15 protein-coding genes and 2 pseudogenes are annotated in these 24,251 nt (G+C 72.6%); 4 read left to right on the top strand and 13 right to left on the bottom strand.

Annotated elements, in window-relative coordinates:
• Nucleotides 1-84: 84 nt before the first annotated feature.
• The 4 genes from ACWD5D_RS00875 to ACWD5D_RS00860 form a co-directional block, all read right to left on the bottom strand.
• Nucleotides 85-1,869: an HEXXH motif domain-containing protein gene (locus ACWD5D_RS00875; RefSeq protein ID WP_451370627.1), complete on the bottom strand. Its 1,785-nt coding sequence runs from the start codon at nucleotides 1,867-1,869 to the stop codon at nucleotides 85-87.
• 93 nt (nucleotides 1,870-1,962) lie between these two features.
• Nucleotides 1,963-2,199: a hypothetical protein gene (locus tag ACWD5D_RS00870; RefSeq protein WP_451370626.1), complete on the bottom strand. Its 237-nt coding sequence runs from the start codon at nucleotides 2,197-2,199 to the stop codon at nucleotides 1,963-1,965.
• 102 nt (nucleotides 2,200-2,301) lie between these two features.
• Nucleotides 2,302-3,432: an effector-associated domain 2-containing protein gene (locus tag ACWD5D_RS00865; RefSeq protein ID WP_451370625.1), complete on the bottom strand. Its 1,131-nt coding sequence runs from the start codon at nucleotides 3,430-3,432 to the stop codon at nucleotides 2,302-2,304.
• The gene (locus ACWD5D_RS00860) at nucleotides 3,429-4,493 is read right to left on the bottom strand and encodes an alpha/beta fold hydrolase (protein ID WP_451370624.1); all 1,065 of its coding nucleotides are present in this window, start codon (nucleotides 4,491-4,493) and stop codon (nucleotides 3,429-3,431) included. The genes ACWD5D_RS00865 and ACWD5D_RS00860 overlap by 4 nt, the downstream gene beginning before the upstream one ends.
• 272 nt (nucleotides 4,494-4,765) lie before the next feature.
• Between ACWD5D_RS00860 and ACWD5D_RS00855 the strand changes: the two genes are divergently transcribed.
• A complete protein-coding gene (locus ACWD5D_RS00855; RefSeq protein ID WP_451370623.1) occupies nucleotides 4,766-6,088 on the top strand; it encodes a cation:proton antiporter in 1,323 nt (440 codons plus the stop codon).
• A gap of 62 nt (nucleotides 6,089-6,150) precedes the next feature.
• Here ACWD5D_RS00855 and fxsT read toward each other — a convergent pair whose 3' ends face one another.
• The 5 genes and pseudogenes from fxsT to ACWD5D_RS00830 all read right to left on the bottom strand — a co-directional run bounded on the left by fxsT (nucleotide 6,151) and on the right by ACWD5D_RS00830 (nucleotide 17,569).
• On the bottom strand, nucleotides 6,151-10,614 hold the full coding sequence (gene fxsT / locus ACWD5D_RS00850) for an FxSxx-COOH system tetratricopeptide repeat protein (RefSeq protein ID WP_451370622.1): 4,464 nt from the start codon (nucleotides 10,612-10,614) through the stop codon (nucleotides 6,151-6,153).
• Nucleotides 10,615-10,686: 72 nt separating this feature from the next.
• Nucleotides 10,687-11,766: an AAA family ATPase gene (locus tag ACWD5D_RS00845; protein WP_451370621.1), complete on the bottom strand. Its 1,080-nt coding sequence runs from the start codon at nucleotides 11,764-11,766 to the stop codon at nucleotides 10,687-10,689.
• 11 nt (nucleotides 11,767-11,777) lie between these two features.
• Nucleotides 11,778-13,313 (bottom strand): VMAP-C domain-containing protein, encoded by a 1,536-nt coding sequence (locus tag ACWD5D_RS00840; protein WP_451370620.1) that lies wholly within the window; start codon nucleotides 13,311-13,313, stop codon nucleotides 11,778-11,780.
• A gap of 178 nt (nucleotides 13,314-13,491) precedes the next feature.
• Nucleotides 13,492-16,055, bottom strand: a pseudogene (locus ACWD5D_RS00835) (polynucleotide kinase-phosphatase).
• Entirely contained in the window at nucleotides 16,052-17,569 is a 1,518-nt protein-coding gene (locus ACWD5D_RS00830) for a 3' terminal RNA ribose 2'-O-methyltransferase Hen1 (protein ID WP_451370619.1), read from the bottom strand. Before ACWD5D_RS00830 ends, ACWD5D_RS00835 begins: the two are co-directional and overlap by 4 nt.
• Nucleotides 17,570-17,734: 165 nt before the next feature.
• On the opposite strand from ACWD5D_RS00830, the gene ACWD5D_RS00825 reads away from it, so the two are divergent.
• Together ACWD5D_RS00825 and ACWD5D_RS00820 are read left to right on the top strand one after the other, a co-directional pair.
• A complete protein-coding gene (locus ACWD5D_RS00825) occupies nucleotides 17,735-18,658 on the top strand; it encodes an LLM class F420-dependent oxidoreductase (RefSeq protein WP_451370618.1) in 924 nt (307 codons plus the stop codon).
• Nucleotides 18,659-18,888: 230 nt separating this feature from the next.
• Nucleotides 18,889-19,026 carry a hypothetical protein gene (locus ACWD5D_RS00820; protein ID WP_451370617.1) on the top strand — a complete coding sequence of 46 codons (138 nt, stop codon included), beginning with the start codon at nucleotides 18,889-18,891 and terminating at the stop codon, nucleotides 19,024-19,026.
• A gap of 171 nt (nucleotides 19,027-19,197) precedes the next feature.
• On the opposite strand, the gene ACWD5D_RS00815 is transcribed toward ACWD5D_RS00820, so the two are convergent.
• The 4 genes and pseudogenes from ACWD5D_RS00815 to ACWD5D_RS00800 form a co-directional block, all read right to left on the bottom strand.
• A complete protein-coding gene (locus ACWD5D_RS00815) occupies nucleotides 19,198-19,683 on the bottom strand; it encodes a DUF6099 family protein (protein ID WP_451370616.1) in 486 nt (161 codons plus the stop codon).
• 285 nt (nucleotides 19,684-19,968) lie between these two features.
• Nucleotides 19,969-20,313 carry a nucleotide pyrophosphohydrolase gene (locus tag ACWD5D_RS00810; protein ID WP_451370615.1) on the bottom strand — a complete coding sequence of 115 codons (345 nt, stop codon included), beginning with the start codon at nucleotides 20,311-20,313 and terminating at the stop codon, nucleotides 19,969-19,971.
• A pseudogene (locus ACWD5D_RS00805) lies at nucleotides 20,310-21,646 on the bottom strand (ATP-binding protein). The gene ACWD5D_RS00810 and the pseudogene ACWD5D_RS00805 overlap by 4 nt, the downstream one beginning before the upstream one ends.
• 222 nt (nucleotides 21,647-21,868) lie before the next feature.
• On the bottom strand, nucleotides 21,869-22,258 hold the full coding sequence (locus ACWD5D_RS00800; RefSeq protein ID WP_451370614.1) for a cell division protein SepF: 390 nt from the start codon (nucleotides 22,256-22,258) through the stop codon (nucleotides 21,869-21,871).
• Nucleotides 22,259-22,563: 305 nt separating this feature from the next.
• Here ACWD5D_RS00800 and ACWD5D_RS00795 point away from each other — a divergent pair, with 305 nt between their 5' ends.
• On the top strand, nucleotides 22,564-24,249 hold the full coding sequence (locus tag ACWD5D_RS00795; RefSeq protein WP_451370613.1) for a hypothetical protein: 1,686 nt from the start codon (nucleotides 22,564-22,566) through the stop codon (nucleotides 24,247-24,249).
• Nucleotides 24,250-24,251 lie beyond the last annotated feature (2 nt).

Below are 24,251 nucleotides of genomic sequence, written 5' to 3'. Positions count from 1 at the left end.
GGCCCCTGGGCTGTACACCGATGGGTGGGGTGAACCGGTGAACACCGGTGGGTGGGGTGAACCCCTGCCCCCTGCCCCCTGCGCTCACCGCCCGGATGGCCGCAGCAGTTCCGGCCGGGCCAGCATGCGCCGGGCCGTCCGGCCTGGTTCGAGGGTCGCGCGGGCGACGATCCACCCGGCCAGGGCGTGCGGCTCGGCCGGATCGTCGGCGAGGGCGTCCTCGTAACGGGCCAGCGCGGCTGCCGGACGCCCCGCGGCGAGGTACTCGTCGGCCGTACGAGGCGCGGTGGGACGGGTGGCGAAGGCCTGGGTGCGGACGTCCGGCCACAGGGTCCGGTCGGGACGGAACCCATGAGTGCGCCCGAGGGGCTCACCTGCCGGGTCGACAGTCCTCAGCCGCCACTCCGTGCGGTGCAGGACGGCGGCCGTACGGGCGCGGGCGAGGGCCGCCTCGGGCACCGGCTCGCGCAGCCAGCCGTCCAGCGTGCGGGCGAGCCCGGACACGAGGGCGGTGCCCTGGGTGGTCAGCCGGCCGCTGGTCAGCAGGGTGCGGACGACGAGACGGCTCTGCAGGCGACGCAGCGCGAAGTGGTATCCGGCCTCCTCGGGGGGCTTTGGCCCGGCCAGCCGGTCCCGCCAGAAGCCCGCGACGCCGGTGAACGCGTAGGCGCCGTGCAGGAGTCCGGTGAGATGGCGCGGGTCGGCGCGCCAGGGGGCGTAGTAGCGCTCCGTCCGGTCGTCGTCGAGCAGCGGGAAGAGGTGGAGGAGGGCGGCTAGTTTGCTGTGCTGGAACTCGTGGACGAGGGTCTCGGCGAGGGCCGGCGCGGAGGCGGGACGGGCGATCACCATGGCGCCGTAGGAGTCGCCGCTCGAACCGGACAGGGGAACCGCGGGCGGTGGGGGCGGCAGGACGCCCGTGCGGCCGAAGGGGACGATCGCCCGGATCGCGGCGGGGTCCACACGGCCCGGCCCGGTTCCGCCGGGGGTCGCCAGAATGGCGACGGCGTCGTCGAACAACCGCTGCCACTCGTCCGCCTCGTCGGCGTCGAGCCGGGCGGGCGGGACCGGGTCGTCGAGGTCGCGGTACGGGTCGAGGTCGTCGAGGGGTATCGCGGTGACTCCGGCCCGGCCGATGTGGGTGAGGGTGCGCAGCGGGTACCAGGTGGCGGGGCTCTCGGTGTCCTCTGCCCTGCTGCGGATCCCTGACTCTTCCGCGCCGCGGGTCCCTGATTCCTCCGCCCTGTCGTACCCGGGCACCGGCACTCGGGCGGCCCTGCGGCTGCGCAGCGGGGCCGTGGCCGGGCGGCAGGTGAGGGCCGTCGGCACGGAGTGCCGTCCGGGGCCGGTGAGGGTGAGGACGCCCCTGCTGGTGGCGGCCACGCCGACCGTGCGGCCCGGGGCCGCCTCCGGCAGCCGGGCCTGGCCGAGGCCCGGGAGGGACAGGGCCCCGTCGGTGAGCGGGACCCGGAGCTCTGCCTCCGTCCCCGCGCGCAGGGACGCCGTCACCGCCAGCGCGCACAGGTGGCCGGCCTCCACCCACAGCGGCGGGCCCGACGCGGTGCCGTGCACCCGGCGCAGCATGTGGGCGAGCCAGCCACCGGTCGCCGGGGCGAGCAGCAGCCGCTCGACCGGGCCGGGCGCCTGCTCGGCGGCGTCCTTGAGGACGTGCCACGCCTCGGCGGCCGGGGTCAGCGGTGTGGGCAGCCCGTCGAGGTGGTCCAGCAGCGTGCGCAGGAGCAGCAGCCGGCGCGCCCGCTCGCTCTGCTCGAGGAACGCGAGGGCCTGCGCCGAGCCGCCGCCGACGGCCAGTTCCGCGAAAAGCCCCTCGGGCATACGGAAGGGGGCGGCGGCGCGCGGCTCACTGGTCATGGACGGGGACCTCCGGTCGCTCGGAAGGGGCGCACGTGGACCCCGGCGGGCAGGCGGAGACCTCATGAGGGCTCGGCCGATCGGGCGGGACGGCTATTCGGCCCGGGCTCCGCCGCCGCCTCCTTCGTTCCCGGCTCTCATGCTGCTGCGGGCGCGCAGGACTTCGGCCAGCAGACGGGCCGACGGACGCAGCGGAGCGAGGTCGTCCACCGCGGTCAGGGGCAGCCCCGTGAGGTCGGCCAGATCCGCCTCCCAGAAGTCGGTCCCCGAGACGACGGCCGGCTCATGGACGGCGGCTTCGACATGCAGCCGTGCAGACGGCTGATCCAAGGTGCTCCCCCCTTCACGAAACGGTGGCACACAGTTCCTCGTGTCCATTTCCATCATGACCATTCCTCCCCCCGTCGAAAACCGTACGATCACGCCACCTGATCATCCCCGGCCGCGCGGGCGTCCGAACCGGTCCCCGAACTCCCTCAACGCCGCCTCCAGTTCGGCCCCGCGCTCCGGATCGTCGTCGACGGACACCACCGCGTCGTACAGCGCCCACAACGCGTCCGCACCGCGCTTGGCAAGGTGGTTGAGCAGGTAGGTGGCCTCCGTGCGGGCCTTGGTGTGACGGGCGAGCGTCGCGGTGTGGGAGGAGTCCAACGCGGCGACCACCGCCTGCCGTTCGACAGGGTCGGCCATCAGTGGATAGGCCATGAGGGCGTCCACGGCCCGCAGCAACGGCGAGACCGGACGGCCCGTCGAGGACGGTGCGGACGGGGGCAGGCTCTCCGTGCGTTCGGGGCTCTGCAGGCGGATCTCGGGATACTGCAGAGTACGGCCCGCTTCCCTGAGGGCCCCGATGCGTACCCGGACGGCGGGAAACAGTTCCTCGGGATCCGGCGGCGCGGGCAGGACGCCTGCCCTGTCGGCCAGGAGACCGAGCAGGACGTCGGAGAACAGCCCGGTGCCCCGCACCGGGTCGTTGGCCGCCGCCCGGCCGCGGCCCGCCGCACGCAACAGGGTCTGCTGGTGGGCGAGGTTGCGCCCGCCCACGGGCAGTGCGTCGGGCGGGAGCTGCTCCCGCAGGGCGAGGTCCTCCTCGAAGGTCTCGCAGGCGTCCACGACCCACATCTGCCGGGCGAAGCCGGGCACGGCGTCCCCGGCGTACCGTTCGAGCGCGGAGTCGAGGTCGATGCCCAGTTTGTCGGCGGTGGTGGCGTCCGAGCAGAACAGCCGCAGGCGCCCCGACCGGTCGAGAACCCCGTGCCCGCCCCACCACACCCACAGGATGTCGCCCTGCGCGAGCGGAAGTTCGCGGACCAGGACGCGACGCAGGGTGGCCTGGTCGGTCGGCGCGTAGGGCAGTCCGGGGTCGTACGGGGGCAACGGTGCCAAGTGCAACCGCAGTTGGCTCTCCGGCACCCCCGCGTCGCGCAGCAGCCGGTGGAAGCGTACGGCGTCCCGGGCCGGGCCCGGCAGATCCCAGGCGGGTCCGGCGTCGTAGGTCTCGACTCCGACGATCAGGGCGTGGACGCGGTTCGGGTCGACGCGGGCGGGCGTGGGAGCGGTCACGGCAGGCGGTCCACGATGTGCCGGTACACCTCGGGGTTGGTCCAGTAGGCGCTGTGCGCGGCCGGGAAGGGCTGGCGGCTGTCGACGGCGACGTCGGTGACGCGCCCCGGGAACAGGGCCGCGCCGAGGTAGCCGAGCAGGTCGCGGGGATCGTACAGGTTCAGCCAGTCCGGGACGTGGGGCGGCAGGGGCGCGGGGTGTTCGAGGGAGGGCAGGGAGCCCGACTCGTACAGGAACGGGCCCTGGGAGCCGGCCGTCACCAGGAGCCGGACCTGGGACAAGGGCGCGGAGATCAGGGTGTCCAGGGCGATGATGCCGCCCAGGCTGTGTCCGACGAGCACGACGGGCGGCTCCAGGCCTCCGACGAGGGTGCGCAGATCCGCCCGGACGCCGGCGCCGCGGCTGAGGTAGCGCAGGACGTCCCCGGCGGCGGGGTGGGCGGCTTGGGTGAGGGCGCGCCGACGGCGTACGACCGCACGCGAGGCGGCCGGACCCGCGACCCGCAGCAGCAGGGAGCGCATCCCGCGCTCGCTGCCCCGCGGTGGGGCGCCCAGGGCCTCGGCGAGCCGGTCGACGACGGCGTCGCGGGTGTCGCCGACCGGGACGAGCGGGGCGTCGGCGTCGAGGGCGTCGGCGATGATCCGGGCGGCCAGGCTGCGGGCGGCGAGCGTCGCCAGGTCTTCCGGGGCGAGGGCCTCGGCCGCGGGCGCGAGCAGCGGGTGCGCGGCCAGGTCGGTCGCGGCGCGGGCGAGCCCCGGCCCCAGTTCGGCGGCGGGCGTGTCGCCCTGGGCGGCGAGCGCGGTCAGGTGCGCCTGGAGCTGCTGCTGAGGCGCTAGGTAGCCGGGCGGACGTTCGCCCTTCGGCTCCGCGCCGGCTGCCGCGAGGGCGAGTTCGGCGTACGGGTCGGCGTAGAGCGCGGCCCAGGCCGCGGTCGTGTCGTCGGCAGTGTCCCCGGCGGCAGGGGACTCGTTGAGTCCACGCGTGGTGCCCGCCTCCGGCGGCAGGCTCGCACCGCCCGCCGCGAGCGTGGCGCCGTGCGTGCCTCCCCAGTAGTAGGGCACGATGCGAAGTCCCCCGCGCAACGTGGTCAGCCCGGCCGCGACGCGCCCCGCCAGCGCAGAGAAGTCAGGTTCGCGAACACCTGTCCCATGAATGAAGACGAGCGCTGTCATGTGCCCCCCGTGACACCTGTGAAGCGTCGTGTACGACTGCCGTCGCGACATCAACTTACCAGTATCATGGGGAAGTTGAGATCGAGCAAACTTGCGGGAGCTGTGGCACCCGCCACCGGCCGCACTGACGGCCTCCGCGTCTGGACACCGAGGGGGACAGCGTGAGCCCTGATGAGACGGTCATGCACATCCTGCTTGCCACCGCCCTGATCCTCGTGGTCGCCCATGCCTCGGGCTGGGTCGCACAGCGGCTGAGGCAGCCGTACATCGTGGGCCAGTTGACCGCGGGCATCGCGCTCGGGCCCTCGCTCCTCGGCAGCGCGTGGCCGGACGGGCACGACTACTTGTTCCCGAAGGAGATCGACACCGCGCTGACCGGCTTCGCACAGCTCGCCCTCGTGCTGTTCCTGTTCGCGGTGGGCTACGAGCTGGATCTGAAGGTCCTGGGCGCCCGTGCGCGTTCGGCGGTGTTCGTGGCGGTGGCCGCGTTCGTGGTGCCGATGGCGGCGGGGAGCGGATGTGCCCTGCTCTTCCAGGACCAGCTGCGTGATCTGGGCATGCCGCATCTGACGCCCGCCCAGGTCGTGTTCGCCGGGGTCGCCCTGTCGATCACGGCGGTTCCGGTGCTGACGGCCATAGTGCGGGAGAACAACATGTCCCACACGGTGCCCGGAGTGGTGGCCGTCTCCGCCGCCGGACTCCTCGATGTGATCGGATGGACCGTGCTGGCCGGGGCGCTGCTGGGCGCGGGCGGCCAGGGCCAGTCCCTGAGCTGGGGGTGGCGGGCGCTGCTGGCGGTCGGCTTCCTCACGCTGATGCTCGTGGTGGCCCGGCCGGTACTGCGCAGGCTGCTGTGGCGCACCCGTATGGAGCCCTCGCAGCGGCTGGCGCTGCTGACCAGCTTCGCCATCGCGTCGGCCGCGGTGACGCATGCGCTCGGACTGCACGTGATCTTCGGCGCTCTGCTCGCGGGTGCGGTGGTGCCGCGCGAGGAGGACGGCACCCTCGATCCGGACCTGCTGCGGGCACTGCACACCGTCGGCTATCTGCTCGTGCCGTTCTTCTTCGTCCTCTCCGGCAAAGCCGTCGCCCTCGACAGCATGGGCGGCACCGGCTGGGCCGTCCTCGCGGCGGTGACCGTACTGGCCGTCACGACGAAGATCGGCAGCGGCACCGCGGCGGCAACGCTGAGCGGTCTGGACCGGAGCGACGCGTGGACCGTGGGCGTCCTGATGAGCACGCGCGGCCTCACCGAACTGATCGCGCTCAACGCGGGCTATCAGGCCCATCTGATCAGCAAGCCCCTCTACACGGTCCTGGTCTTCATGGCGCTGGCCACGACCCTGTTCACCCAGCCGCTGCTCGTCCTGATCCGCCGCTGTGCCGGCCGGGGCAGGGAAGGTGTTCCGATGCCGCCCCTCGATCCGGCGCTCCGGCACCCGCAGGACGGCGCGTCGGCCGCCCCCGCGGCCGACGTGGGCTGAACCGGACGAGGCAACCGGGCCCGGGCCCGCGTACGACGCGGGCCCGGCGGCTCCCAACGGCACTACAGCGGCATGGGCGCCATGTCGCACTCGATGCGGCGGCGCGTCCGGGCCGCGTTGAACCAGGGGTGGTCGGCACGGACCACCGCGGCGAAGCCCTCCACCGCCTTGCGCTGGAGCTCGTCCGCCTCAGCTCCGCGGCCCAGACCGCGCAGGTCGAGCGCGAGGTTCGCGGTGCACGCCAGGGTCAGTGGGTGCTTCTCTCCGGCGGCCTCGGTGAGCAGCGCCAGGTTGGCCTCGCCGATCTCGCGCGCCCGGTCGAAGTCCAGTCGTGCGGAAGCCGTGTTGGCCTGACCGATCGCGACGGTGAGCGCCGTGATGTGACGCGGTCCGACGGAGTCGGCAAGCCGGCGGGCCGCTTCGTCCTCCAGTTCCTGCGCACGGTCGAGGTTGCCCAGCGCCCGCATGGTCGCGGCCAGATTGGCCTTGGTGAGCAGGGTGTACGCGTGGTTCTCCCCGAGCCGCTGCTCGAAGCGCGGCACGGTCACCTCGGCCAGCTGCCGGGAGGCGTCGAGGTCCCCAGCGAGGCGGTGGTCGACGGACAGGTTCGTCGCGGTCGTCAGCGAGTCGAAGTGGTCGGGGCCGTAGCGGTTGACGAACCGCCGCAGCGTGTCCTCCGTGAGCTTGGCGGCCTCGGCGAGCGCCCCGTCACGCCGTCGGCACACGGCGAGATTGCGGGCGATGCGCAGGGTGAGCGGGTGTTCCTCGCCCAGCGTGCCGCGCGCCCGCCGGTACGCGTCCTCCTGGAAGTCGCGGGCGCCGGGGTAGTCGCCGGACTCACGCATGTCGATGGAGAGGGCGTTGAGGGTGTTGAGGGTGAAGAAACTGGCCGGGCCGAAGAGCAGGTCGCGCTGGCGGGCGTTCTCCTGGTCCAGGGGCAGGGCCTCCCGGAACTGCCCGCACAGCCGCAGGTCCACGCCGTAGGCATGGGTGGCGCGCAGCGTGATGGGGTCGTCGGGGCCGAACAGGGACCGCGCCAGGTCCCTGGCCTCCTCGGTCAGGTCCCGTGCCTCCTGGAACCGGCCCTGGTAGCCGTACGCGTCGGCCATTTCGCACAGGGACTCGATCATTTCCTCCGGCTCGACCTCGATCCGGCGCGAGGTCTCCAGCGCCTTCTCGGTGAGCGGGATGGATTCGGGCACCTGACCGATCTGCCGCAGGAGGAACGCGAAGGCCTTCGCCATGCGGATGACGTGGAGGTTCTCCTCACCGGATGCCGCGAGCCAGGCGTTCCAGGCCTGCCGTGCGAGGTTCGCGGCGCCCTCGTGGTCACCCCAGTAGTAGAGGAACCACACCGTGTCGAACACCAGGTCGCGCACATAGGTGTCGGTGCTGGTCACCGCCTGCGAGGTCAGGACATGGGGCAGCAGCGCCTGGTACGCGCGCCATTCCAGGGAGGAGCCCGGCGGGCCCGGCTTCGCGGCCGACAGCAGCTGGTGGGCGGCGTCCCGCATCCGCTCGCGTTCCTCGCTCCCCAGCTTGGCGAGGAGCACGGTCTGCAGCAGGCGGTGCATCTGCAGGGTGTCGGTCCGGGGGTCCACCTTGACCAGGGAGAACTGGTTGAGGTCACGGATGGCCCGGTTGAGTTTGATCGACTCGCGCAGCAGCGGGTCGACCTCGGGCGTGATGTTCACGCCACGGCTGCCGCGCAGCATGGACCGCGGGATGGGCTCGGGGGCCATGCTGGCGCAGATGTCGAGGAGTTGCCGGGCACCCGGGTTGTTCTCGAGGATCCGCTCCAGTGAGATGTCCCAGGCCGCGGCGACGGAGACCGGGTAGTCGGGGGACGGGTCGAGTTCGAGGATGTCCGGGCTGCGCGCGGTGAGCAGGTCGAGGTACTCGTCGACCTGCATGCCCGTGACAGCCCGCCAGGCGCCCGCCTGCTCGACGGCGAGCGGCAGGTCGCCGAGTGCCTCGGCGAGGCGGCCGGCGTCGGCGGCGCTCAGATCGGGCGAGCGCTTCTGGAGCAGCTCGACGGACTCCTCGCGCTCGAAGACGTTCACCGGCAGCGAAGTCGCCACCCGCTCCCAGGCGCGGTTCCGGGAGGTGACGATGACCTTGCCGGGCCCGTTGGTCGGGAAGAACTGGCGGACGGCGTCGACGTCCTCGGCGTTGTCGAAGACCAGCAGCCAGTTGTCGTACGGCGCCCCGGTGCGCAGCGCCTCCAGGACCGCGGGCACGGCGGTGTTCGCGGCGGGGGCACCCGCGCTGTTCTGGCCGGCCGGGGCGACGCCCAGTTGGCCCGCCAGGCTGGCGAGCGCGGCCAGGATGAGGCTCTCGCGCTCGGCCGGGATCCAGCAGATCACCCGGTAGTCGTGCTGGTGGGTGTAGACGTACTCCAGCGCCAACTGGGACTTGCCGACTCCGCCGAGCCCGTGCAGCGCGTTCGGCAGGACGGCCGCGGTGTCCTGGCTCGAGAGCTGCTCCTCCACGGCCCTGAGCAGTCCCTGGCGGCCGACGAACGACGTGTTCCTGAGGGGCACGTTGACCAGTAGGGCCGGCGTTGCGGTCGTGGTGCTCGTCATGAGCTGTTCAGCCTCCGGGGCTTCGGGTTGGGTGGCGTCGGTTACCAGGGGCGGCACGGTTTCTCCAGGCTCGTCGGGGACTCTCGACGCTGGAACACTGCCTTCTCCGCCACCGGATGATCCGTCGCCGCCCGTACGGTTCACCCGCTCGGCGGCACCGCTCGTCCGCGTGGCGAGGTTCGGTTCGATGCGTTTGGCGCGTTCGGAGTACGGCCCCGACAGGGCGCGCATCACGGCCAGCTCGCTGCGCGCCCAGCCGAGCTCGGCGGGGTCGGGCAGGGTGGTGCCGATCGGGTCGCGCAGGGCGGCGCGCAGCGCGACACCGCGCGGGCCGGCGGCGGGCAGGTCGCCCACCACGCTGACGGTGCGGGCGAGTTGGCTGCGCGTGGTGGTGGCGAGCAGGGCCTCCCGCACCCCGTCGGCGAACTCGGGGCGCCCGTCGCCGCCGCTGTTCCAGTCGATCAGGCCGCCCATCAGGATCTCTGCGAGATGCCCCGGCCCGGTCTCCGGCATGGTGCGCCGCCGCAGTTGCTCCACCAGATCGAACTCGAAGGGGATGGTGGCCAGTTGCGTGGCCAGTCGGCGCGCGGCCGGGGTGGCGAGCGTGAAGAAACGGCGTACCGCGGCGGGAGCGGCGCGCGGGAAGCGCGGGGCGCGCAGGCCGGGCGCGGGCGCGCCCTTGGTGAGGGTGCCCGCCAGGACGACGGGCAGCGAGCGGCGCACCCCGCGCTCGCCGGTGACCAGGTCGGCCCAGGCGGCGAGGGAACCCGGCTTGAGGGACAGCACGGGCACCGGCACGGACTCGTCGCCCCCCTCGGGCAACGGCCGCAGCGGGTCGGGGCCGCCGGGCGGCGCCCAGTGTCCGAGGCCCTGGTTCGGGGCGCCGAATCCGCCGGCCTCCAGGACCGCCGGGTACGGGTAGAGCGAGGAGCGGTGCCTCAGATGCGGCGGCAGCAGGTGGATCAGCGCGGTGGGTCCGGCGTGGGCAAGTCGGCCGAGCAGGTCGTCGGCGGCGGGGGCGGCCCAGCCGTGGGCGAGTCCGTCGGTGACGACGAGAAACACCCGGCCGCCACGCCCGTCGAGCAGTTCGCCGGGGTCGGCGGCGGTCCGCCCGGTGGGCCAGCGCAGCGTGGCGGTGCCGGTGCGCGCCATCTCCACCTGCACCGTGCGTACGGCCCGGAAGGCGCCGCTGTGTTCGGCGGCCTCGGCGAGCCGGGCGACGGTGTCCTCCCAGACCCACATCGTGGGAGCCGCGTCGGTGAGGAGGACCAGGTCGAAGGCGGAGGTGCGGGCGGGCCGCAGGAAAGGCATCCACATGCCGTCCACGACTCCCTGTTCGGCGGTGGTCTCCTCGTCCAGTTCCAGGGTGTCGCGGGAGGGGATGCGCCGGGCCAGCCGGTGCAGGGCGCGGGCGAGCAGGGCCGTGGCCCTGCCGGGGCCCGGCTGTCTGGGTTCGTCGGCGGGCAGCAGCGGCCGTCCGACGTGCAGGCTGTAGGGGCCCTCGGGGTGGGGTAACAGCTGTGCCGGTACGGCACGTTCACCGGGGCTCGCCGATGTGGTCGGGACGGCGGGATCGCGGGGCGGGACCGGCGTCGGCCGGACGTCGGCAGCGACGGCGGGCAAAGACACGGGGTCCGGGTCAGGTACGGCGGGCGGTTCCGCGGGCGCGTCCGCGCGTGCGCTCCCGCGGTCCGGGAGCGGGCGGGGCCGCTCCGCCGTCCGCCCTTCCCCGGCCACGTCGGGACCGCCGTCCCGGCTCCAGTGCGCGGCGAGCCACACCGCGTCGGCGATCTCCTGCCAGTGCGGCGCGAACCGCTCCTCGGCTTCTGGCCCGTCCGCCCGGGCCGACGGGTAGGACCGGTCCGACGCCCGGGTGTTGACTTCCAGGGCGTCAGGGAGCGCCGCACCGTACTCACGCGCGTACGCGCTTGCTTCCGGCATCGCCGAAGCGGGCGACGACCCCGAAACGGGACCTCCGTCGCCGAGCCCGGATGCGTGCTCCCTGGAAGTCATTCAGCGGCCCTTCGCGAGGTCGCGGAGGAGCATTTCTACGAGCTTACGCCCGTCGCCGTCCACCTGGAAACCACCCGCGGTAGTCATCTGGACAGCGTTGAGCAACTGATCCAGCGAGTGGGTGCCACCCGCCTGGACCCGCTGCACGAACAGGTCGACCAGGTCCTCGGCACCCTGCGGGAGGGCGCCGAGGTGCCCCTCGACCATGGCCAGAAGTTGCTCCCGGGTGGGGGTGCGCATCTCCAACGGCAGGCACCGCCGACGGAACGCGGCCGGGAACTCGCGTTCCCCGTTGCTGGTGATCACCACGACCGGGAACTCCCGGCACTCGACCCGCCCGTCGACCAACTCGGCGCGGCGCCCGGGGTCACTGGTGTGGACGCGCGAGGTGTCCGCGGCGTCGCGCACGAGTTCCGGGATCTCATAACTTCCGTTCTCCAGGACGTGCAGCAGGTCGTTCGGCAGGTCGATGTCGCTCTTGTCGAGCTCATCGACAAGAAGCACCCGGGGACGATCGTAGGGCAGCAGAGCGGTGCCCAGGGGACCCAGAGTGATGAAGTCTCCGAGAACCGGGGGAAGTTGACCTTCACTTGAGGAAGTCGCTGAGTCGGCCGTGCCTCCCGCGGACGCCTCCGAAGTCCCGTTGCGCAGTCCGGCCTGCCAGGCGGCGATGGCCTGGGCGCGCCCCATGGCGTCATGGACGTACAGGCCGTCCCGCAGCGTCGTCCGGCTGACGACGTTCCACTCCAGGACCCGCCCGAGGCCGAGCTCGCGGGCGATGACGTAGGCCAGGGTGGACTTGCCCACGCCCGGCGGGCCGGTGATCAGCAAGGGCCGGCGCAACAGGAGGGCCGCGTTGACGGTGTCGATGTCGTCCGCGCGCAGCTGCGGGGTGACGTCGCCGGGGCCGAGCCGGCGCAGCGCGGCCTCAGGGTCGTCCGGCGGGGCGGGCTGGGCCGGGGCGCCGCGGAAGCGTCGCCAGGGCGGCGCCTGTGGCAGCCGTGGCGGGGAGTCCGGCGCACGACCGGTGGCGTTGAACACCCGCCAGCCGTTCACGACCGTCTGCTCCTGCGCGCTCATGCCGATGCCTCCTAGCTGGCGAGGTCCGGGTCAGCGGGATGAAGATCGACGACCCGATTGGGATCATCCCAGAGAAATCCGATATGTCGGCCGAGGAACCGGCCCGGTCCCTTGGCGTGGAGTACCGCGGTCTGCCTCAGTCGGTGGATCGCGACCGGGATCTGCGCAGGCGTCTGCACGGACGCGAACACGGCGGTCACCACCTCTCTGCGCTCGTCGTCGAACACGCCCCTGCGATCCCAGACCGCGAGGCCTATCCCCTCGGCGAGCGCAGCCTTGAGTGCTTCCAGTGCCGCGAGGTCTGCCGGTGCGTCCAACACCACGGCTGTCCTCATGGATTCCCCGGCGAGGGTGGCCTGCCACGCGTCGAGGCGACCGCCGTCCGGCTCGGTCCAGCCCTGCACGGTGACGCCGTGCCGCCGCAGGGCCAGCCAGCGCTCCCGCCACTGCTGGAGAACGACGGCGTCATCGGTGCGCATCCGTTCGAGACTGCGCAGATGCACCCCGTACTTCAGCCCCAGCGGCATGGGACGCCCGTCGCCGATCCGGTACGTCAGTCCCGCCACATCGTAGTTGAGGAGATCGTACGGAAGGACGAACTCGACGTACGGCGGCGGCTGGAGGCGCTCCCCCGCGTCCGGCTCACGCGGGACCGACCAGAGCCGGGCGCCCTGCCGCAGCGCGGTCTCGACGGCCGCGCCCAGGCCTTCCAGCGTGGTCGTGGCCGGATCGCCCGGTTGTGGATCCCAGCGGCCCTGCGTGGTGTTGAGCCACGGGCGTACGACGATCTCGCCGCTGCCGTCCCGGGCAGGTTCCACCGCGACGATCAGGCAGCGCGGGACCTCGGGGTCGGACGGCGGGTCGGGCCGCGCGCTGCGACGCTCTTTCAACTCATGGGAAAGATTGGCGCGTTGGGCCCACTCGTCGACCCATTCCGACAGGGCGACGCCGTGGGCTCGGGTACGGGCGAGCCGGGACGCCCGATCCAGGAGGAGGACGGCGGGCGGCAGTCCGTCGGGCTGCGTGTTCCATTCGAGGACGTGCGCCAGGAGCTGTTCGGGGGACAGTCCGGCCGGCAGGTCGAGGCCGTTGAGTTCCTCGACGAGGTCGTCCCGCAGACGGCGGGCCGGCAGCTCACCCTGGACGAGGACGGCGCGCGCCTCGGCCTCCTCGGCCGGGGTCAGCGGGCCCGGCAGGATGCCGGGGGCGGCCTCGGGTAAGACCACGGGCTCGATCAGACGGTCGAGTTCGTCGCCGGCGGGGCCCCCTTCGAGGATGCGCACCACACCGACGAGCACGCGCTCGCCGCCCGCCACGTTCAACGCGGCGCGCACCAGCGCCGCGACGTCCTCGCGCAGCTTGACGCCCCGCAGATCCACCGGCCGCTGCAACTGGTCCGCCAGCATCGCGGCGAACTGGGCCCGCCCCGGCGCGTCTTCCATGCAGCCCAAGGGGCTGAGCGCGTCGGTCAGCTGTAACAGCAGTTCCCAGCCCCTGCCCTGCCCGACACCGCTCTCGGGGTCGCCGGATTCCGCACCTGTCTCCACCGACTTTCCCCCTGAGTCGGTACACCTGCCTGACTGACCAGCGAAGTTAGCACGGCAACCAGCGGTTAACCAGGGACTTGTGGGACCGGAATCACCGGGCCCGGCCAGGGTCGTCTCATACGGGACGCACCTGGCCGGAATCAATCGCTCCGGCGTGCCGTACCCGGAGCCGACCCGGTCACAGCCGCGGGTCCACCGGCTCCGACTCCAGGGCCAGCACCCCGAACACCGCCTCGTGCACCCGCCACAGCGGCTCGCCGTCCGCGAGGCGGTCCAGGGCCTCCAGGCCGAGGGCGTACTCGCGGATCGCCAGGGACCGCTTGTGGTTCAGGAACCGCTTGCGCAGCCTGGCGAGGTTGTCCGGACGGGTGTACTCGGGACCGTAGATGATCCGCAGGTACTCCCGTCCCCGGCACTTGATGCCCGGCTGCACCAGCCGGCCCTGCTCCGTGCGCACCAGAGCGCCGAGCGGCTTGACGACCATGCCCTCGCCGCCCCGGCCGGTCATCTCCAGCCACCAGTCGACGCCGGCCCGCACCGATTCGGGGTCGCCGGTGTCGACGTACAGCCGTCGGGTGGTCTGCAGCAGGCCGGTGCCGTCGTGCTCCACCATCCGGTCGATCAGGGCCAGTTGCTCGTCGTGCGGCAGCGCGGCGAGGCTGCGTCCGCGGGCGGCCAGGATCTGGAAGGGGGCCAGGCGTACGCCGTCCAGACCGTCGGTGGTCCAGCAGTAGCGGCGGTAGGCGTCGGTGAACGCGGCGGCGTCGCCGGCGCGTTCCCGCTGCCGGGACAGCAGGTCGCCCACGTCGGCACCGCGCTCCGCCGCGGCCTCCAGGGCGGCGAGCGCACCCGGGAACACCGCCCCGGACGCGGCGCCCACGGCCGCGTACTGGCTGCGCAGCAGACCCGACGCCTTCAGCGACCACGGCATCAGCTCGGCGTCCAGCAGCAGCCATTCGGTGTCGAGTTCGTCCCACAGTCCGGCGTCCGTCACCGCCGTGCGCAGGCGGCCCAGGATCTCCTCGGTCACCGTCTCGTCGTCGAAGAACGGCCGCCCGGGCGGGTGTACAGCGCGCCCGTGGGACCCTGCACGCCGAACCGCTCGCGCGCCGCCTCCGCGTCCCGGCACACCAGGGCCACGGCCCGCGAGCCCATGTGCTTCTCCTCGCACACGACTCGCGCGACCCCGTCCGCCGCGTACTGCGCGAAGGCCTCGGCCGGGTGCTCGAGGAAGTGTCCATCAGCGGCTCCGCCGCGGGCCTCCACCTGCGAGGTCGCCGTCGGCGCCATGGTCGGCGGCAGGTACGGCAGCAGGCGCGGGTCGACGGCGAAGCGGCTCATGACCTCCAGGGCGGCGGCCGCGTTCTCCTCGCGGACCGCGACCCGGCCCGCGTGCCGGGTCTCCACGGCCCTGCGCCCGTACACGTCTGCCAGGTCCAGCGGCCGTCCTTCGTGTCCGCCGGGCGCCTCGCTGCGCAGCGGCTTCGCCGGCTCGTACCAGACCTTCTTCGCCGGTACGTCGACCAGCTCGCGCTCCGGCCAGCGCAGCGCGGTCAGCTTGCCGCCGAAGACGGCGCCGGTGTCCAGGCAGATGGTGTTGTTCAGCCAGGTGGCCTCCGGGACGGGGGTGTGCCCGTAGACGACCGCGGCCCGGCCCCGGTACTCCTCCGCCCACGGGTAGCGCACGGGCAGCCCGAACTCGTCGGTCTCGCCGGTGGTGTCGCCGTACAGGGCGTGCGAGCGCACCCGGCCGGAGGTGCGGCCGTGGTACTTCTCGGGCAGGCCGGCGTGGCAGACGACCAGTTTGCCGCCGTCGAGGACGTAGTGGCTGACCAGCCCGTCCAGGAAGCGGCGCACCTCCGCCTTGAACTCCTCGCTCTCGCCCTCCATCTGCGCGACGGTCTCGGCGAGCCCGTGGGTGTGCTGGACCTTGCGGCCCTTGAGGTAACGGCCGTACTTGTTCTCGTGGTTGCCCGGCACGCACAGGGCGTTGCCGGAGCCGACCATGGACATCACGCGGCGCAGCACGCCGGGGCTGTCGGGGCCCCGGTCGACCAGGTCGCCGACGAACACGGCGGTACGGCCCTCGGGGTGCACGCCGTCCGCGTATCCCAGCCTGCCGAGCAGCGACTCCAGCTCGAAGGCGCAGCCGTGGATGTCGCCGATGATGTCGAAGGGGCCGGTGAGGTGGGTCAGGTCGTTGAAACGCTTCTCGGTGACGACGGTGGCGTTCTCGGCCTCCTCGACTCCGCGCAGCACGTGCACCTTGCGGAAGCCCTCGCGCTCCAGGTGGCGCAGGGAGCGGCGCAGCTCGCGGATGTGCCGCTGGATGACCCGGCGGGGCATGTCGGCGCGGTCGGTGCGGGCCGCGTTGCGCTCGGCGCACACCTCCTCCGGCATGTCCAGCACGATGGCGATGGGCAGCACGTCGTACCGCTTCGCCAGCTCGATCAGCTGGCGCCGGCTGTCCTGCTGCACGCTGGTGGCGTCCACGACGGTGCGGCGGCCGGCGGCCAGCCGCTTTCCGGCGATGTAGTGCAGCACGTCGAAGGCGTCCCGGGTCGCGCTCTGGTCGTTCTCGTCGTCGGAGACCAGGCCGCGGCAGAAGTCCGAGGAGATCACCTCGGTGGGCGCGAAGTGCCGCCGGGCGAACGTGGACTTGCCGGAGCCGGAGGCGCCGACGAGGACGACGAGGGAGAGGTCGGTGACGGGGAGGACCCGTCCCGTGCGTGTCTCGGTCATGCCGCCTTCGCCTCCTTGCCCGTCTTCTCGGTCTTCTCTGTCTTCTCGGTCTTTTCCGTCTTCACGGTCGTGTCTGTCTTCACGGTGAACAGGGCCATCTGGGTGGGTGGTCCCACCTCGGGGTCGTCGGGGCCGACGGCCCTGAACTCGACGTCGTATCCGTGCCGTTCGGCGACCGTCGCCGCCCAGGTGCGGAACTCCTCGCGGGTCCACTCGAAGCGGTGGTCGCCGTGCCGGACGTGTCCGGCGGGCAGGGTCTCCCAGCGGACGTTGTACTCGACGTTCGGGGTGGTCACGAGGACCGTGCGGGGGCGGGCCGCGCCGAACACCGCGTACTCCAGGGCGGGCAGCCGGGGCAGGTCGAGATGCTCGATCACCTCGCTGAGCACGGCGGCGTCGTAACCCTTGAGCCGCCGGTCGGTGTAGGCGAGCGAGCCCTGGACGAGCTGGACCCGGGACGCCTGCCGCTCCCCCATGCGGTCCAGCCGGAGCCGGCGCGCGGCGATGGTGAGGGCCCGCACGGACACGTCGACACCGACGATCTCGGTGAAGCGCACGTCCTTGAGTAGAGCCTGCACCAGTTGCCCCTGCCCGCAGCCGAGGTCCAGCACCCGAGCGGCACCGGACTCGCGCAGCGCGTCGAGGATCGCCTCGCGGCGCTGCACCGCGAGCGGCGTCGGCTTCTCCTCGGTCTCCGTCTCCTCCTCGACCGCGTTGTCGATCTCCTCGACCTCGCTGTCGTCGGCCTCGGCCAGGCGCACCAGCTCCAGCCGCTCCATCGCCTCCCGGGTCAGCGACCAGCGGCGGGAGAGATAGCGGCTGGTGATCAGCTTCTGCTCCGGGTGGCCGGGCAGCCAGCCCTCGCCGGCCCGCAGCAGCTTGTCGACCTCGTCGGAGGCGACCCAGTAGTGCTTGGCGTCGTCCAGCACGGGCAGCAGCACGTACAGGTGGCGCAGCGCCTCGGCGAGGGTGAGCGTCTCGGACTCCAGGACGAGGCGGACGTACCGCGAGTCGCCCCACTCCGGGAAGGCGGTGTCCAGGGGCACGGGTTCGGCGGTCACCGCCCAGCCCAGCGGCTCGAACAGCCTCCGCACGAGGTCCGGGCCGCCGCGGGCCGGCAGCGCGGGCACCTCGATGCGCAGCGGCAGCGGGGCGGCGGCCCGCTCCGGGCGGGCCTTGCACACGCCCCGCATGGCGCTGGAGAAGACGGCGCTCAGTGCGACCGCGAGCAGCGAGGAGGCCGCGTACGGCCGGTCGTTGACGTACTGTGCGAGCGCGGCGTCCGGCGCTCCGCCACGCCCCTTCCCCTTGCCCCGCCGCACCAGCGCCACCGCGTCGACCTCCAGCAGCAGCGCCGCCGTGCAGCGCTCCGCGTCCGCCTGCGGGTAGAAGACGTGGGCCTTCCCGGATGAGGTCGAGAAGGCCTGTGCGTTGTCGGGGTGCTTGTGCAGCAGAAACCCGAGGTCGGTGGCAGGGCCGGCGGCGGTGCCGCGCGTGGAGATCGTCAGGAACACATGTCCGAGTCTTCCGCCCTCACGCCTGAGTGACCACCGGTTTTCCCGCAGCTCCCCGGTCACGGTGGAGGAGTGAGCGGGGGTGCACCCGTTCCCGGCGGTCCCGCGATCCGGCAGGCGTGTACATGCGGCCGTCAAGCACACACCTGCATGCATGATGGATACATGGATCTTCGTGTGTTCACAGAGCCCCAGCAGGGGGCGACCTACGAGACGCTCCTCCGCGTCGCCAAGGCCGCTGAAGAGCTGCGCTACGGGGCGTTCTTCCGGTCCGATCACTACTTGCACATGGGCAACGGCGACGGCCTGCCCGGTCCCACGGACGCCTGGATCACCCTCGCGGGCCTCGCCCGGGAGACGAGTCGCATCCGTCTCGGCACTCTCATGACCGCCGGCACGTTCCGCCTCCCCGGCGTCCTGGCCATCCAGGTGGCGCAGGTCGACCAGATGTCCGGCGGGCGGGTCGAACTCGGTCTCGGCTCCGGGTGGTACGAGGACGAGCACAAGGCGTACGGCATCCCGTTCCCGAAGGAGAAGTTCGGGCGCCTGGAGGAGCAACTGGCCGTGGTGACGGGCCTGTGGAACACCCCCGCCGGCGGGCGGTTCGACTTCGACGGCACGTACTACCGGCTCCAGGACTCTCCGGCGCTGCCGAAGCCGGCGCAGAGCAGGATCCCCGTCCTCATCGGCGGCCACGGCGCGAAGCGGACGCCGGCCCTTGCTGCGCAGTACGCCGACGAGTTCAACATCCCCTTCGCCTCCGTCGAGGACACTGAGCGCCAGTTCGGCCGCGTCCGGGCCGCCGCCGAGGAGCGCGGCCGCAAGGCCGACGACCTCGTCTACTCCAACGCCCTTGTCGCGTGTGTCGGAAAGACGGACGCCGAGGTGAAGCGCCGGGCCGACGCCATCGGACGCGAGGCCGACGAGCTGAAGATCAACGGGCTTGCCGGATCGCCGGCCGAGGTCGTGGAGAAGCTGGAGCGGTACAAGGCCGTCGGTTCGCAGCGCGTGTACCTCCAGATCCTGGACCTCGACGACCTGGACCACCTGGAGCTGATCGCCTCGGAGGTCATGCCCCAGGTCGCCTGACCCCGTCGGCCGCCCCCGGCCGTCGAGGAGCCGAAGGTCCATCCGTCCGTCCCGCACGGCCCCTCCCCCGTCGATGTCGTCGGCACCGCCTGGGACGGCCGTCCACGGGCGGGTGAAAACCGCACCGTCGCGCGGGCGGTGGCCGTCCCGGTCGGTGACCGGTCCTGGTGGTGATCGTCGGGCCGTCGGATCCGGCGCCCTGCCGGGCCGCGGCCGAGGAGGACGTCGTGATGTCGCGGGAGTCCGTTCCCCCGAAGGGATTGCTGGAGCGGATCGAGGAGCTGATGGCCGCGCCGAACGCGCACCTGTCGGCGCTGGAGGATCCTCAGGCGGCCGGGGCCGGTGCGGGCCGCGGCCAGGGAGGGTGAACTCCGCCGAGGAACGGGCGTCGATGCGGGAGGCTGAGGCCTGGGGGGGGCGCCACCCCGGACCCCGGCATCGCCGAATTCCCGCGTCGCCGAAACTCTGCTTCGGCCCTGAACGGCCTCGTCCTCAAACGCCGGAGGAGCTGTTCCCCGTCCGCCCGTCCCCTCTCTCCGTCACACGCCCGAAGGGCTGTCCTTCGTCCCCTCCGGCAGCATCTCCTCCCGAGCCGCCAGCTTGCGCAGCATCTCCAGGACGCGGTCCCGTGACTCGTCGGCCGCGTCGATGGCCTCCATGCACTGCCAGTAGGTGGTCTCGTCGGCCGCCGCGCTGGCCAGGCCGACCAGGGCTATGCCCACCTCGCCGAGGAGGCCGCCGAGGCACAGCAGGGTCTGGCGGGCGTCGGCCAGTTCGGTGAGCTGGGCGGCGCGCAGATCGCCGGGGTCGAGTTCGGGAGGGTCCAGGACGCCGCAGCCCCGGCCCGCCAGTTCGGTGAGGCCCAGTGCCTCGCCCCGCAGTTCGGGCGGGCCGGACACGGCGAGGCGACTTCCGATCGCCTGCGCCAGGGACTGGGCCTGCCACACCTCCGCCATGACCTCGGGCGCGTCGGCGCCTCCCGCCAGGGCGCGCCTGCTCATGTCGATGAGTCGTACCGCGTCCATCCGCTGCCCCCGTCCGGTCCGCCGTGATTCTCCGCACGTATGCGTGAACCTCTTTGTCCACTACCCAGCGTGAGGGTCGCTGGGGCGAAAAGCCAGAGGAAGGCGGAAATCTGTGGACAACAATTCGGATTCGACACAGGAGTTAACTCCGGAGAGTGATAACGGAGTGCGCAAGTCCGGCAGTTCGGACGCCGAAAACAGGCCCGGCGACCCGTTTCAAGCTCCCGGCGACCCGTTTCAGACTCCCGATGACCCGTCTCAGGTCCTCGGCTCCCGGATTCCCGGCTACGAAGTGCCCTCCGCCCCCGGTGCCGGGAAGCGGTGTTCGTTGCGGTCGATCTTGGCGGAGAGGGCGGCCAGCGGGTCGACGCCGAGGACCTCGCACAGCTGGAGGAGGTAGGCGAGGACGTCGGCGACCTCGTCGGAGACCCGGTGCGCGGTGTCGGGGTCGTCCATCACCCGGACCGACTCCTCCGGGGTCAACCACTGGAAGATCTCGACCAGTTCGGAGGCCTCCACGCTGAGGGCGGCCACGAGGTTCTTCGGGGTGTGGTAGGGCTGCCAGTTGCGCGCGGCCGCGAACTCGGCCAGCCTGCGCTGGAGTCCGGCCAGGTCAGAGTGTTCCGTCACGGATTCAGGTGTACCACTGTGACGCCCGGCGTCCCCGCGGCCCACGAGGCGTCGCTCACCGCGCCCACGCAGCGGATGTGGCCGCGCTCGCCCATCCGGGCCGCCGTCAGCAGCAGCTCCCGGCGCTGGTCCGGGTCGAGGCACCGGTCGAAACCGTCGGCGAGGAGGGTGAGGGTACGCAGGGCGTCGGGCACCTCGCCCGGTGTGTCCATGTCCAGGACGCCCGGACCGGTCAGCAGCACCAGTGCCAGCGCGATGTACCGCAACTCGCCGTCCCCGAGCCGTCCGAGGTCCGTACGGTGGCCGTCGCCGCGGTCGAGCAGCGCCCGTACGGTGCCGTCGGACAGCGCCTCGGCGACCAGGTCGGTCACCGGCCCGGCACAGCCGGCGCGCAGCACCTCGACCAGCAGGGCGTGCCGCCGGCCGCACTCCGACCGGGTGCGGGACAGCACGTCGGCGAGGTTGTCACAGCCGGGCAGGAGGTGCCCCGAGCCCAAGGGAACAGGGCTGCGCATGCACTCGGGACGCGGATCGCACGCGAAGACGGAGCGCAGGGCGACGACCATCTGCTCGGCGGCGGCGAGGACCTGGCGCTGTCCGTCCGTCTTCCCCGCCACGCGCAACGGCAGCAGGGCGGTGCCGAGTTGGTCGTCGGGGAGCGGGGCGCGGGTCACCGGGGAGGAGCCCGCGGTGTGCCAGGCGGCCTGGACCGTCCTGCGCCCCGGATCGCGCAGGGCGGTCTCCAGCAGGACGACGCCGCGCGCGGTCAGCCGCTCGCCCACGATCCGCAGGTACGGCTCGGCCTGTACGGCGACGTCGAGTCGTACCGGCCCCTCGACCCCGTCGGCCGTACAGCCGATCCGGAATCCGCGCCGCCCCCGGCGTCGGGCCGCGCGCGCTCCGGGATCCAGGCGACCGGATCCGGGAACACCTCCACGAGCGGCATCCCGCCGCCGAGCCGGGCAAGCGCCTCGAACGCCGCGAACGCGGTCGACTTCCCCGCCCCACTGGGCCCGGCGAACAGGGTGACGGCCCCCAGGGGGAACACCGCCCGCCGGTGCCCGGCGAAGGCGGAGAGCCGTAACTCGGTGATGCGGGCCCGTACGTCGCACCGTCCATCGGCCCTTCCGCCGGAGGAGGCGTCCCGGGCTTCCGGGGCTTCCGGGGCTTCCGGGAGCCCCGCGGAGTCCGAGGCTTCACGGCACGGACCACCCGGATCCTCGCCGCGGGCATGTCGGGCCGGCACGACCGGCGCACCGGGTGTCGTGAAGTCGTATGCCGCCGAAGACCCGGACGGTACGGAGGGCTCGGCGGGGGCGGAGGGCACGGCCATAGGGGGACCGTAGGGCTCGACCGCACCGGCGAACCGTTTCGCCCTCGGACCTTCCTACGATCGGGGGAAGCCCAGGGGAGGAACGGGGACGACCGAGTACGAAAAGACGGACGACGGAGACAGCACCGGACGGAAACGACGGGCGACGGAGACGGCACCGGACGGAGACGGCACGGGCCGGAGACGACAAGCGCCCGCCTTCACCCCGCCGGACCTCCCCGCTCAGCCTCCCGAGATCCCCGCCCCCTCCATCAGCCCGCTGACCTCCGTGCCGGGCGGGGTGAGCAGGAACACGTTCCGGTCCACCCGGTGCATCCCGCTGCCCAGCCCGAACACGACGCCGGTGCTGAAGTCGAGGACGCGCTTGGCGACATCGCCCTCCGCGCTGGACAGGTCGAGCAGCACCGGCACCCCGGCCATCAGCGTCTCGGCGACTTCGCGGGCGTCCGCGAAGATGTTGACCCGCAGGACCACGAACCGGCGCCGGGTCTCGGTCTCGGCGTCCGGCAGCGAGCGGTGGTGCACGGCGGACGGCCAGGCGTCCCGGCCCCGCAGCGGCACGACCTGGGCGAGCCCTTCCCACTGTTCATCGGTGACGTCGTAACGGCTCACCGGCTCCCCCCGACCTGACTCGCTTTTCTCGCCTGCACCAGCCAATTCTTACGCCAAGTCACCCGTTCGGCCCAACAGCGACACACTGTGCGATCGTCCCGGATCACTCCCGTCCACTCCGACGCGCGGGGCACATGTACGAATACATCCCCTTCTTACTGCCCTCACACCCGAATCTTCACGTCGGTCCACGCCTCACTCACCGGCTGCCACTAGCGTCCGATGCCGTGCACTTGGCAGAAAAACAGAGGGTGACACCCGGGCGGCGGACACAGTCGGCGGTTCCCGCCGCCCCGGACACCCCAATGGCGGCCCCTGGAACTCCGGCGCAGTGGCACCGTGTGCTGACCCTGCTCGCCGACGTGAGTCTCTTCATCGGCACGCGCTCGGTGTGGACGCAGGCCGCCACGCACCGGCTCGTCCTTGCGGGGGTCATCTCCCTCTGCTACGCCTCGATCCTGGTCAGCGGCGTCCTCGCGCTGACGGTCCGGCGGGCCCGCTCGCTGGCCCGCCTGGACCTCGTGGTGCTGCTGACCGCGATCACGCTGACGCTGTGCAACTGGGCGCTGAACCACGCGGGCGGCGACGAGGCGGCCCTCACCGCCCAGGCCGCGCGGGAGCTGGTCCACGGGCATGCGGTCTACGGCCAGCCGTGGCCGTCGCTGTTCCACGGCAAGGGGGTCGCGCTGACGCCGACGATGGAGGGCGGGTACGACTTCACCTACGGCTATCCGCCGCTCACCCCGCTGCTGACCGCGCCCTTCCTGTGGCTGGGCCACGGCGGCGCCCCGGCGTCGGCGTCGGCGACGGTCGCGCTCGTCGCCGGCGCGGTGGTGCTGTGGCGGATGCTGCCGGGGCCGTGGCGGTCGGCGGCGACGATGGTCTGCCTGGGGTTCGGTTTTCTGCCGATGTACGCCCGTCAGGGGTATCCGGCGATCGTCGCCATGGTGCTGCTGATCCCGGTGGTGGTGCGCTGGCCGCGAATCGGCAGCGGCGGCCGGCTCGGCACGTCCGGGATCGCGCAGGCGGTGTGCCTGGGTGCCGCGTGCGCGGCCCAGCAGCTTCCGTGGTTCGTGACGCCGTTCCTGCTGGCCGGGATCTACGTGGTGCGCAGGGGCGAGTCGGGCGGCCGGGTGGCCGCTCTGGTGGTCCTGCGGATCCTCGGCGTCGCCGTGACGACGTGGCTGCTGCTCAACGTGTACTTCGTCGTGCACGAACCGGGTTCCTGGCTCGGCGGGATCGCGCTGCCCCTGACGCAGGGCGCCGTGCTGCACGGCCAGGGTCTGGTGGGCATCTCGCTGTACTTCACGCACGGCAGCGACCGGCTCGACTGGTACGGCCACGCGAGCGCGCTGCTCGCCGTGGGCCTGCTGGGGCTGTTCGTGCTGTTCGTGAGGCGGCTGGGCCCGGCCGCGACCGTGCTGCCCTGGTGCGCCTTCTATCTGGCGACGCGGTCCCAGGACGGCTACTACCTGATGATGACCCCGCTGTGGCTCGCGGCGGCGATCACGGTGCCCCTGTCGGACTTCTCGCACGCCTGGCAGCCTCGTCCCCGGTGGCTGACGGTGCCGCGCCGCCGCCCGGCGCTGGTCGGCGCGGTGGTTCTGCTGGTGCTGCCCGCGCTGGTGAGCGCGACGCTGGCGGTGACGGGCCGGCCGCCGCTGCGGATGGACCTCGCGGGGGTGCGGCGTGGGTCGGGGAACTCGCTGACCGCGCTGACCCTGCGGGTGACGAACACCGGGAGCGACCCGCTCACTCCGCACTACATGCTCACCACGGGCCAGGGCTCGGGCCGGTACTGGACGCTCGCGCGCGGCCCCGTCACGATCCCGGCGCACGGCACGGCGACCGTCGAACTGTGGGCGCCCTCGGGCCGGTTCGTGCTGCCGGACAAGAAGAGCTCCCCGCTCCGGCTGCGTGCCTTCACCGCCGCCCCGCAGACCCTCTCCACCCGCGATGTGCGGCGGGCCGAGCTGGGCCTGAAGGGCTGAGG

The sequence above is a fragment of the Streptomyces sp. NPDC002520 genome (assembly GCF_053595235.1).
Note: the sequence above shows the minus strand (reverse complement) of the source record. Positions and strands in the feature narration are given on the sequence as shown.